The sequence below is a fragment of the Streptomyces flavofungini genome (assembly GCF_041028215.1).
GTDB classification, from domain to species: Bacteria; Actinomycetota; Actinomycetes; order Streptomycetales; family Streptomycetaceae; genus Streptomyces; species Streptomyces flavofungini_B.
In genome coordinates this window covers 1-10,819 of the sequence record NZ_JASKYR010000252.1, presented here as the reverse complement: position 1 = coordinate 10,819, position 10,819 = coordinate 1, and the positions used below count along the sequence as shown (strand labels likewise).

Below are 10,819 nucleotides of genomic sequence, written 5' to 3'. Positions count from 1 at the left end.
TCGTACGGGCCCCGAGCGCGCACCGGAAGCGCACGCCCCGCCCCTCGCACGCCTCCGCGAGCCCCCGCGTCCAGCCGTCCGCGAGCGGCGGGCGATGAGCCACCGGCAGCCGCGCGGGCCGCGGCTCCCCGCCTGGACGGCGACGCTCACCTGGAAGGCGGCCGTCTTCATCACCGTCATGTGCTGCGCGCTCGCGGCGCTGCTCGGCGCGCTCGTGCACGTCTCGGTGACCAACCAGACCGTGGGCCAGGCACGCGAGCGCGCGCTCTCCCACCTCAAGGAGGTCACCGAGCGGTACGAGGCGGGCGACCGGCTCGGGCCCGGCGCGGGCGTCGACCCCGAGGGACTGCCCGGCGGGCTGCGGGAGCTGGCGGCGGCCGGTGAGCGCGGCACGATGGTGGCCGCCCATGAGTCACGGCCGACGATGTGGGCCGCCGGGCCCGCCGACGGGGGCCGGGTGCTCGCCGTCCAGGTGGACTACGCCCAGGGCGCCCGCACCATCGACGGGCTCGACCGGGCGATCCTCGGCTCCTCCGTGCTCGCGATCGGCGCGACGCTGCTGGTCGGGGCGTTCGCGGTGACCCGGGTGACACGGCGGCTGCATCTGACGGCGCAGGTCGCGCGGAAGATCAGCAGGGGGGATCTGGACGCCCGCGTCAACGACCCGCGCACCAAGGAACCGGCGCTGCACCAGGACGAGGTCGCCGCGGTCGCCGGAGCGCTCGACACCATGGCATCGTCGCTCCAGGGCAAGCTCCTGAGCGAGCAGCGGTTCACCGCGGACGTGGCGCACGAGCTGCGCACGCCGCTGACCGGACTGCACGCGGCGGCGGAGCTGCTGCCGCCGGGACGGCCGACGGAGCTGGTGCGGGACCGGGTGGCGGCGCTGCGCACCCTGACCGAGGACCTCCTGGAGATCTCCCGGCTCGACGCGCGGAGCGAACAGGTGGACCTCGACGCGCACCGGCTCGCTCCACTGGCGGAGCGGGTGGTGCGGGCTTCCGGCGAGGGCACGGAGCTGGTCGTCGTCCGTGACGTGACCGTGGAGACCGACCGGCGGCGCCTGGAGCGCGTCCTCGGCAATCTCGTCGGCAACGCCCGCAAGCACGGGCGGCCACCGGTGCTCGTCTCGGTCGACGGGCCCGTGGTCACCGTGCGGGACCACGGCGACGGCTACCCGGACTACCTCGTGGAGCACGGCCCGCAGCGCTTCAGGACCGAGGGCACGACCAAGGGGCACGGCCTCGGCCTGACCATCGCGCTCGGCCAGGCCTCGGTCCTCGGCGCCCGCCTCACCTTCGCCAACGCGGCCGACGGCGGCGCGCTCGCGACCCTGCGGCTGCCGTACGAGGAGCGGGACCACGCGGAGTCCGACGGCGAGCGGGCGGCCGAGGAGAGCGGGTCCGGCGGCTCCGCGTGAGCTTTTGCGCACACCCTGTGGCGCTTTTACTGTGAGTTGCGGCTTATGAGCAGTTTCTGGAAGCCGCCCCTTCCGCGGCTCACGCGCATGCGCCGGAGGCCGCCCCACAGCTCCCTCGGAGGAGAACCATGTCTCTGCGGACCACCGCCACCCGGCTCGGCATAGCCGCCGCCGGTGCCGCCCTCACCGCGCTCACCGTCACCGGCCCCGCCGCCGCCCTCGACGGCACCACAGACAGCAAGGCGCCCGTCTACAAGGGCCGCGTCACCGCCAAGTCCGGGCTCCTGCTCCGCAGCGCCCCGAACCGCGGCAGCCGCGTCATCCGCACCGTGCCGCACGGCAAGGTGGTCACCATCTACTGCAAGACCCGGGGCAGCCGCGTGGGCAACAGCAACCTCTGGTACCTGCTCACCGACGGCACCTGGGCCTGGGGCAGCGCGAACTACATCGCCAACATCGGCAGGGCACCGCGCTGGTGCTGACCCCACCACCCGGCACCCGGCCGACATAGCCGACATAAACGGACTTCAGGGCTTGTCGCTTGCTACGTTCCCGGCATGACCGGAACACGCGTGGGCTCCGCACCCCCCACGGCGCCCGCCGTCCGCGTCCCCCACCGCCGCGGCACCGAACTCGCCCTGCTCGTCCTCGCCGTCCTGCTCTGCGTGTACGGCTACTGCGACGTCGGCCTCGCCCGATACGGCTCGGTCCCACCCGGCGCCGCGGGGTACGGCGCCGGGCTCGGCGTGCTCGCGCTCCTCGCGCACCTCGCCGTCCGGCTCCGCGCCCCGTACGCCGATCCGGTGCTGCTGCCCATCGCGGTCCTGCTCAACGGGCTCGGCCTGGTGCTGATCTACCGGCTCGACCTGGAGACCCCGCACGACGAGGCGGCCCCGGCCCAGCTCGTCTGGTCCACCGTCGGCGTCGCGCTCTTCATCGCCGCCGTGCTCCTGCTGCGCGACCACCGGGTGCTCCAGCGCTACGCCTATCTCTCCGTCGTCACCGCGCTGGTCCTGATGATCGTGCCGATCTTCTTCCCCGCCGTGAACGGCGCCCGCATCTGGATCAGGCTCGGCGGACTCTCCATCCAGCCGGGCGAGTTCGCCAAGGTCCTGCTCGCCGTCTTCTTCGCCAGCTATCTGGCGGCCAACCGCAGCGCCCTCGCCTACGCCGGACGCACCATCTGGCGGTTCAAGCGCCTCCAGCTGCCCACCGGGCGCGTCCTCGGACCCATCGTCGCGATCTGGCTGCTGAGCGTCGGCGTCCTCGTCCTGGAGCGCGACCTCGGCACCTCCCTGCTCTTCTTCGGCCTCTTCGTGACCCTGCTCTACGTCGCCACCGGCCGGACCGGCTGGATCGCGGTCGGGCTGCTGCTCGCGGCGCTCGGGGCGTACGCCGTCGGCTCGCTCGAACCGCATGTGCACGGCCGCGTCCAGGACTGGCTGGCCCCCTTCGCCTCCATCGACGCGGGCGAGGGCCCCAACCAGCTGGCACAGTCCCTCTTCGCGTTCGCGGCCGGCGGGATGCTCGGCACCGGGCTCGGGCTCGGCCACTCCATCCTCATCGGCTTCGCCGCGAAGTCCGACTTCATCCTGGCCACGGCGGGCGAGGAGCTGGGCCTCGCGGGGCTCTGCGCGGTCTTCGTGCTCTACGCCCTGCTCGTCGAGCGCGGCTACCGCGCGGGGCTCGACCTGCGCGACCCCTTCGGGCGGCTCCTCTCGATCGGGCTCGCCTCGATCATCGCGCTCCAGGTCTTCGTCATCGCGGGCGGCGTGATGGGGCTCATCCCGCTCACCGGCATGGCGATGCCCTTCCTCGCACAGGGCGGTTCCTCGGTCGTCACCAACTGGATCATCGTGGCGCTGCTCATCCGGGTCAGCGACTCGGCCCGCGGCCAGCTCGCGGCCAGGGAGGCCCGGTGACCCGGTACATCCGGCACGCCGCCGTCTTCTGCGTGCTGCTGCTGCTCGCCCTGCTCGTCAACGCCGCCCGCGTCCAGCTCGTCGACGCCGGGTCCCTGGACACCAACCCGGCCAACCGCCGCGTGCCCATCGTGCGCTTCGCGCAGGCGCGCGGGGACATCCTCGTCGACGGGCGGCCGATCACCGGCTCCAAGGACACCGGGGAGCTGCTCCGCTACGAACGCACGTACAAGAACGGTCCGTTGTACGCGCCCGTGACCGGCTTCGCCTCCCAGGTCTACGGCACGTCACTCCTGGAGAACACCGAGGACGGCATCCTCTCCGGCACCGACGCGATGCTCGCCCCACTGCCGTTCTGGAACGACATGACGCGCGCGCGGAGCCCCGGCGGCCATGTGCGGACCACCATCAGGGCGGCGGTGCAGCGCGCCGCCTACTCCGGGCTCGGCGGCAGGCGGGGCGCGGTCGCGGCCATCGAACCGGCGACCGGGAAGATCCTCGCCCTGGTCAGCGCCCCTTCGTACGACCCGGAGCGGCTCTCGGGGACCAGCGGGTCGGTGGCGGAGTCCTGGGCGGAGCTGAACCACGCCCGCGAGAAGCCGATGCTGAACCGCGCGATCCGCCAGACCTATCCGCCGGGCTCGACGTTCAAGGTGGTCACGGCAGCCGCCGCGCTCGACTCGGGGACCGTCACCGATCCGGACGCCCCGGGCAAGTTCCCGAACCCGTACACCCTGCCCGGCACCAGCACCCAGCTCACCAACGAGGTGGACGGCTGCACCGACGCCTCGCTGCGGCACGCCTTCCAGTGGTCGTGCAACACGGTCTTCGCCCGGCTCGGGGTGGACACGGGGCTGAAGGCGATGGTGCACACCGCACGGAACTTCGGCTTCAACGACGCCACCCTGCGCGTCCCCTCCGCCGTGGCGCCGAGCAACTTCGACACCACCCTGGACAAGGCGCAGCTCGCGCTCTCGGCCATCGGCCAGTACGACACCCGGGCGACGCCCTTGCAGATGGCGATGGTCTCGGCGGCGGTCGCGGGCGGCGGCTCCGTCAAGGCACCGCACCTGGTCCAGGAGACGACCACGCACGACGGCGACCCCGTCGCGACCACGGGGCAGCGGACCCTGCGCCAGGCGATGCACCCGGCGACCGCGATGCGGCTGCGGGAGATGATGACGGACGTCGTCGAGAAGGGCACGGGCACGAACGCCGCCATCCCGGGAGTGACCGTCGGCGGCAAGACCGGCACCGCCCAGCACGGCATCGACAACAACGGGACGCCCTACGCCTGGTTCATCTCCTGGGCGCAGGCACCGGGCGACGCCGAGCCCTCGGTGGCGGTGGCGGTCGTGATCGAGGACGCCTCGGCGGACCGGGGCGACATCAGCGGCGGCGGCAGCGCGGCCCCGATCGCCAAGGCCGTCATGGAGGCGGCCCTGAAGTCGGCGGCGGACGCCGGCCGCGGCTGACCCGCCGCACCCCGCCGCCGCGCGGCGCCGGATGCACCGGCATCACTGGCTCTCGCCGCCCTCCGCGATCGCGGCCTCCACCTCCGTCACGCGCGCGTGCTCCTCGGCCGCGAAGCGCTCCGCGTCCAGCTTCTCGGCGATCTCCTCGTCCTGGAGCATGAGCTGGTCGAGGTTGTGGTCGCCCATCTCGAAGACGCCCATGTCCACGTACGCCTGCTGGAGCCGCTTGCCCCACAGGCCGATGTCCTTGACGCAGGGCACGATGCGGCTGAAGAGGAGCTGCCGGAAGAGGGCGAGGAACTCGGACTGCTCGCTGTACTCCTCGGCCTGTTTCCTGGGGATGCCGAAGTTCTCCAGGACCTCGACCCCGCGCAGCCGGTCGCGCATCAGGTAGCAGCCCTCGATGACGAATTCCTCGCGCTCGCGCAGTTCCGCGTCCGTGAGCTGCTTGTAGTGGTCCCGCAGCGCCATCCGCCCGAAGGCGACGTGCCGGGCCTCGTCCTGCATCACATAGGCGAGGATCTGCTTGGGCAGCGGCTTGGTCGTGGTGTCGCGGATCATGCCGAACGCGGCGAGCGCGAGGCCCTCGATCAGGACCTGCATGCCGAGGTAGGGCATGTCCCAGCGGGAGTCGCGGAGGGTGTCGCCGAGGAGCGACTGGAGGTTGTCGTTGACGGGGTAGAGCATCCCCATCTTCTCGTGCAGGAAGCGGCCGTAGATCTCGGCGTGCCGCGCCTCGTCCATGGTCTGGGTCGCGGAGTAGAACTTCGCGTCCATGTCGGGCACCGACTCCACGATGCGCGCCGCGCAGACCATCGCGCCCTGCTCACCGTGGAGGAACTGGCTGAACTGCCAGGACGTGTAGTGCTTGCGCAGTTCCCCCTTGTCCCGGTCTGTCATCTTCGCCCAGTACGGGGTGTTGTAGAGCGCCATCGACTCGTCGGGGGTGCCGAGGGGGTCGAGCGGATCGACCTCCAGGTCCCAGTCGATGCGCGTGGCGCCGTCCCACTGCTTGTCCTTGCCCTTCTGGTAGAGGGCAAGGAGGCGGTCGCGCCCTTCGTCGTACTCCCAGCTCAGTCGGGCCGAACCGGTCGCTGGTATCTGCCAGTTGGGTTCCCCGACGGGCTTCGTGTAGAGCTCATGCGTCGACATGGAGGCAGGCTCACACGCCGTTGGACAAAGGGTCAACAAGTCGTGCGCAAGGGATTGACGGCCTTGCTGACAGGCAGTCTCATAAGAGGTGACCGCCGGTAACCCCATCCTCGCCGGTAACCCTCACCCTCGAAGCCCCACCTTCGACGACAAGGCAGGTATCAGCCATGACGACCGTGCCGGAAGACGATTCGCTCCAGGGTCTGCGGGACGCGCTCGGCCTGCTCAAGGACCGGGAGCAGGTGGCCGTCCGGCTCCTGGAGTCGTCAGCCAAGCACTCCTTCGACCCCGACAGGGAGCTCGACTGGGACGCCCCGCTCGAAGAGGGCAAGTGGTTCTGGCCGCCGGAGCTCGTCTCGCTCTACGGCACCCCGATGTGGAAGCGGATGTCCGAGGAGCAGCGCTTCGACCTCGCCCGGCACGAGGCCGCCTCGCTCGCCTCGCTGGGCATCTGGTTCGAGATCATCCTGATGCAGCTCCTCGTCCGGCACATCTACGACAAGTCGGTGACCAGCGCGCACGTGCGCTACGCCCTGACCGAGATCGCCGACGAGTGCCGGCACTCGATGATGTTCGGGCGCATGATCGACAAGGGCGGGGCGCCGACGTACCCCGTCACCCGCCTCAACCACAACCTCGCGCGCGTCCTGAAGACCGTCTCCACGACGCCGGGTTCCTTCGCCTGCACCCTGCTCGGCGAGGAGATCCTGGACTGGATGCAGCGGCTGACCTTCCCCGACGAGCGGGTCCAGACCCTGGTGCGCGGGGTGACCCGCATCCATGTGGTCGAGGAGGCGCGGCACGTGCGGTACGCCCGCGAGGAACTGCGGCGGCAGATGGTGACCGCGCCGCGCTGGGAGCGGCACCTGACCCGGCTCAGCGCCGGGGAGGCCGCCCGCGTCTTCTCCATCGCCTTCGTCAACCCCGAGGTCTACACGAACGTCGGCCTCGACCGGCGGGAGGCCGTCGCCCAGGTGAAGGCCAGCGGGCACCGCAGGGAGGTCATGCAGACCGGCGCCAAGCGGCTCACGGACTTCCTCGACGACATAGGAGTCATGCGGGGGGTCGGGCGGCGCCTCTGGAGGTCTTCCGGGCTGCTCGCGTAGGAGCGGTACCAGGAGGTGGGACGGCGCCACCTGTCTCTTCCTACGAGTACGCGGTTACGCTTCACGGCATGACCTCCGCCGCAGCCACCCCCGCGTACCGCCGCCTCAGCGTCGAGGCGCGGCGGCGGCAACTGCTGGAGTCCGCGCTCTCCCTCTTCGCGCACCGCGCGCCCGAGGAGGTCAATCTGGACGACGTCGCGGAGGCGGCCGGGGTCTCCCGGCCGCTGGTGTACCGCTACTTCCCCGGCGGCAAGCAGCAGTTGTACGAGGCCGCCCTGCGCTCCGCCGCCGACGAGCTGGAGCAGTGCTTCGCCGAGCCGCCGCAGGGCCCGCTCACCCGGCGGCTGACCCGGGCGCTCGACCGGTACCTCGCCTTCGTGGATGAGCACGACGCCGGGTTCAGCGCGCTGCTCCAGGGCGGCAGCGTGGTGGAGACCTCACGGACCACCGCCATCGTGGACGGGGTCCGCAGGGCCGCCGCCGAGCACATCCTGGCCCACCTGGACGTGCCGGACCCCGGGCCCTCGCTGCGGATGACCGTACGGATGTGGATCACGGCGGTCGAGGCGGCCTCGCTGATCTGGCTCGACGAGGAGAAGCAGCCGCCGCTGGACGAGCTGCGGGACATGCTGGTCGAGCAGTTCATGGCGGTGCTCGTCACGACCGCGGGGCGCGACCCGCAGACCGCCGCGGTCGTGCGGTGGGCGCTCGGCATGGAGACCCCGCAGGGGCCCGTCGGCGGACTCGCCCGGCGGGTGCTCCCCGTGGTCGCCGACGCGGCCCACCTGCTCTGAGGCACCCGGTGCCCGTGGTGTGACACTGGTGGGGTGAAGAGCGAAGAGACCCCCTTCGTGGGCGGCCCCCTGGACGGCCGGGTGCTCCCGGTGCTGCTCGGGCCGACCGGGCACCCGCCGAAGGTGTACCGCGTACCCGTCCCCGACGACGCGGGCGGCGCGCCGACCGTCCTGGTCTACCGCAGGGTGGCCGCACCGCCCGGCCGTCGCCTCTCGCTGACCGCGCGCTGGCGGTACGAGTACGACGACACCCCGGGCGCCGCCGACCGGTCCCGCCTGAAGTGGCCCTGGTCCAAGCCCTCGGGGACGGCCTCCTGACCCCGGGGCGCCCGGCCGGTCACCGCAAGCCGCCACGCCGTCGCGCACTGGACGAGTGATCTCATTGCGCCGACCGGACACCGCCCGGAGGCGGGCCGCCCCGGTGCGTCCCATGCTCGCGGTGCGCGGCGGAAGGGCCGCCCGCGCACCGGAGGTGATGAGGTGTCAGGCACGCTGCTGCGCTGGGTCTGCACGGGGGCCGTGGTCGGCTCCCTGTTCACGGCCTCCCCCGCCGAGGCACTCCCGGCGCCCGCCCCTGATAGGTCCGTGCGCCAGCTCCTGACGGATCTTCAGCGGCTCTACCGCGAGGCGGAGGAGGCGTCGGAGAAGTACAACGCGACGGCCGAGAAGCTGAAGAAGCAGCGCGCGAAGGCCGCCGATCTGCGCGCGAAGCTCAAGAGGGCGCGGGCGTCGCTGAAGGACAGCAAGGGCGACGCCGCCCGCCTCGCCCGCCAGCAGTACCAGGGCGCCTCGGGCACCGACGTCTCCTCCTACCTCAGGCTGCTCCTCGCCGACGACCCGCAGCACGCCCTCGACCAGGGCCATGTCGTCGGCCGGGTCGCCGCGGGCCGCGCCGCCACCGTGCGGCGCATGACGGGCGGCGAGCGGAAGGCCGACGCGCTGGCCGCCGCCGCGAAGCGGGCCGTGGACGAGCGGGCCGCGCTGACCGCCCGCCGCAAGCAGCAGCGGGACAGGGTCGACCGGCGCCTGAAGGAGGTCGAGGAGCTGCTCGCCTCGCTGACCGAGGAGCAGCTCGCGTCGTTGCGGGAGGCCGAGGACGCGAGCGCGGAGACCGAGCAGAAACGGTTCATCGCCACCGGGGCGCTCGGCGCACCCGCCGCATCGGGAACATCCGGCGCGTCCGGCACATCCGCCGCACCTGGCACGTCCGGTGCGTCCCGTGCGTCTGGTGCGTCCCGTGGCGGCAAGGCCACGCGGGCGCCTTCGAAGCGCGGCCACAAGGCCCTCACGTTCGCGGTGCGGCAGATCGGGCGGCCCTACAAGTGGGGCGCCGAGGGACCGAGGGCCTTCGACTGCTCGGGGCTCACCTCGCGGGCCTGGGAACGCGCCGGGCGCGACATCCCCCGTACCAGCCAGGAGCAGTGGAAGCGGCTGCGGCACATTCCGCTCTCCCGGCTGCGCCCCGGTGACCTCGTCGTCTACTTCCCGAAGGCCACCCACGTGGCGATGTACCTGGGCGGCGGCAAGGTCGTCCAGGCGCCCCGCCCCGGCACCCGGGTCAAGGTCTCACCCATCGCCGCCAACCCCGTGCTCGGCGCGGTGCGGCCCGACCCCGGGGGCCGGGCCATCCGCGGCTACAGCCCGCCGAAGCTGCCCAAGGGCGCCTTCTCGGGCAGCAACCTGGGATACGGCGACGCTCAGGCGCCGGGCGCCAGGGAGTCCAGGTAGGCGGCGGCCTTCTCCGGCTCGTAGAAGAAGTTCTCGAAGTCCGACGGGTCGTTGAACCCGTTGGCGAAGCGGTCCGCGACCGGCTGGAGCTGACCCGCCGCGCCGAGAATGTTCAGGACGTGCTCCGGCGGCGGCGCCAGCATCGCGTTCGTCCACTTGGTGACCCACTGGGCGGTGTCCCAGTAGCGGTCGAACGCGGACTGCATCCACGCCTCGTCGAACGGCCTGTCGCCGTGCTCCACGATGGAGGAGAGGTACGAGGCGGCGCACTTGGACGCCGAGTTCGAGCCCTGGCCCGTGATCGGGTCGTTGGCCACGACGACGTCCGCGACGCCGAGGACCAGACCGCCGCCGGGCAGCCGCCCGACGGGCTTGCGGACCGTCGGCGCGTACCGTCCGGCGAGCGTGCCGCCCGCGTCGGTCAGCTCGACCTTCGTGGCCCGCGCGTACTCCCAGGGCAGGAACTTCTCCAGCAGCTCCAGCGTCAGCGCCAGGTGCTCCGAGGGGTCCTTGACGCCCTGGAAGACGTCCAGGGGACCGCCGGGGACGCCCTCCCAGAAGAGGATGTCGGCGCGGCCCGAGTGGGTGAGGGTCGGCATCACGAAGAGCTCGCCGACACCGGGCACGAGGTTGCAGCGCACCGCGTCGAACTCGGGGTGCTCGGGGCGCGGGCCGAGACCGTGCACATAGGCGACGGCGAGGGCGCGCTGCGGCTCGGCGTACGGCGAGCGGGACGCGTCGCGCTCGAACATCGAGACCAGCTCGCCCTTGCCCGCGGAGACGAGCACCAGGTCGTAGGTGCGCGCGAAGTAGTCGAGGTCGGAGACCGCGGCGCCGTGTATGACGAGCTGGCCGCCGCGCTGGGCGAACGTCTCCATCCAGCCCGCCATCTTCACGCGCTGGTCGACGGACTGGGCGTATCCGTCGAGCTTGCCGACCCAGTCGATGACACGGGCCGAGTCGGGTCCCGCGACCGAGACGCCGAGGCCCTCGATCCGCGGAGCCTGCGACTCCCAGAAGTTCGCCTGGATGTCCCGCTCGTGCTGGAGCGCGGTGTGGAACATGCACTGGGTGGACATCACACGCCCGGCCCGGATCTCGTCCGCCGTCCGGTTGGACATCAGGGTGACCTCGTACCCCTGCGCCTGGAGCCCGAGGGCGATCTGGAGCCCGGACTGACCGGCTCCTACGACAAGTATCTTCCGCATGGGGGGACTACTCC

10 protein-coding genes are annotated in these 10,819 nt (G+C 72.0%); 8 read left to right on the top strand and 2 right to left on the bottom strand.

Annotation, left to right across the window (positions count from 1 at the left end; genetic code table 11):
• Window positions 1-94: 94 nt before the first annotated feature.
• The 4 genes from AB8Z36_RS18765 (at window position 95) to AB8Z36_RS18750 (ending at window position 4,817) form a co-directional block, all read left to right on the top strand.
• Complete coding sequence (locus AB8Z36_RS18765) at window positions 95-1,420, top strand: ATP-binding protein (protein ID WP_369214489.1); 1,326 nt, start codon at window positions 95-97, stop codon at window positions 1,418-1,420.
• Window positions 1,421-1,548: 128 nt separating this feature from the next.
• Window positions 1,549-1,902: an SH3 domain-containing protein gene (locus tag AB8Z36_RS18760; RefSeq protein ID WP_369214487.1), complete on the top strand. Its 354-nt coding sequence runs from the start codon at window positions 1,549-1,551 to the stop codon at window positions 1,900-1,902.
• Between the two features lie 75 nt (window positions 1,903-1,977).
• Complete coding sequence (locus AB8Z36_RS18755; RefSeq protein ID WP_369214486.1) at window positions 1,978-3,342, top strand: FtsW/RodA/SpoVE family cell cycle protein; 1,365 nt, start codon at window positions 1,978-1,980, stop codon at window positions 3,340-3,342.
• Window positions 3,339-4,817 (top strand): peptidoglycan D,D-transpeptidase FtsI family protein, encoded by a 1,479-nt coding sequence (locus AB8Z36_RS18750; protein ID WP_369214485.1) that lies wholly within the window; start codon window positions 3,339-3,341, stop codon window positions 4,815-4,817. The genes AB8Z36_RS18755 and AB8Z36_RS18750 overlap by 4 nt, the downstream gene beginning before the upstream one ends.
• A gap of 42 nt (window positions 4,818-4,859) precedes the next feature.
• On the opposite strand, the gene AB8Z36_RS18745 is transcribed toward AB8Z36_RS18750, so the two are convergent.
• Window positions 4,860-5,969 (bottom strand): ferritin-like domain-containing protein, encoded by a 1,110-nt coding sequence (locus tag AB8Z36_RS18745; protein ID WP_369214484.1) that lies wholly within the window; start codon window positions 5,967-5,969, stop codon window positions 4,860-4,862.
• 167 nt (window positions 5,970-6,136) lie between these two features.
• Between AB8Z36_RS18745 and AB8Z36_RS18740 the strand changes: the two genes are divergently transcribed.
• The 4 genes from AB8Z36_RS18740 (at window position 6,137) to AB8Z36_RS18725 (ending at window position 9,597) form a co-directional block, all read left to right on the top strand.
• Complete coding sequence (locus AB8Z36_RS18740; RefSeq protein ID WP_369214483.1) at window positions 6,137-7,075, top strand: AurF N-oxygenase family protein; 939 nt, start codon at window positions 6,137-6,139, stop codon at window positions 7,073-7,075.
• A gap of 68 nt (window positions 7,076-7,143) precedes the next feature.
• A complete protein-coding gene (locus AB8Z36_RS18735; protein WP_369214482.1) occupies window positions 7,144-7,869 on the top strand; it encodes a TetR/AcrR family transcriptional regulator in 726 nt (241 codons plus the stop codon).
• A 33-nt stretch (window positions 7,870-7,902) separates the two neighbouring features.
• Window positions 7,903-8,187: a hypothetical protein gene (locus AB8Z36_RS18730; RefSeq protein WP_369214481.1), complete on the top strand. Its 285-nt coding sequence runs from the start codon at window positions 7,903-7,905 to the stop codon at window positions 8,185-8,187.
• A gap of 162 nt (window positions 8,188-8,349) precedes the next feature.
• Window positions 8,350-9,597: a C40 family peptidase gene (locus AB8Z36_RS18725; protein WP_369214480.1), complete on the top strand. Its 1,248-nt coding sequence runs from the start codon at window positions 8,350-8,352 to the stop codon at window positions 9,595-9,597.
• Here the strand turns inward: AB8Z36_RS18725 and AB8Z36_RS18720 are convergent.
• Window positions 9,567-10,805 carry a styrene monooxygenase/indole monooxygenase family protein gene (locus AB8Z36_RS18720; protein ID WP_369214479.1) on the bottom strand — a complete coding sequence of 413 codons (1,239 nt, stop codon included), beginning with the start codon at window positions 10,803-10,805 and terminating at the stop codon, window positions 9,567-9,569. The genes AB8Z36_RS18725 and AB8Z36_RS18720 overlap by 31 nt on opposite strands.
• Between the last annotated feature and the right edge of the window lie 14 nt (window positions 10,806-10,819).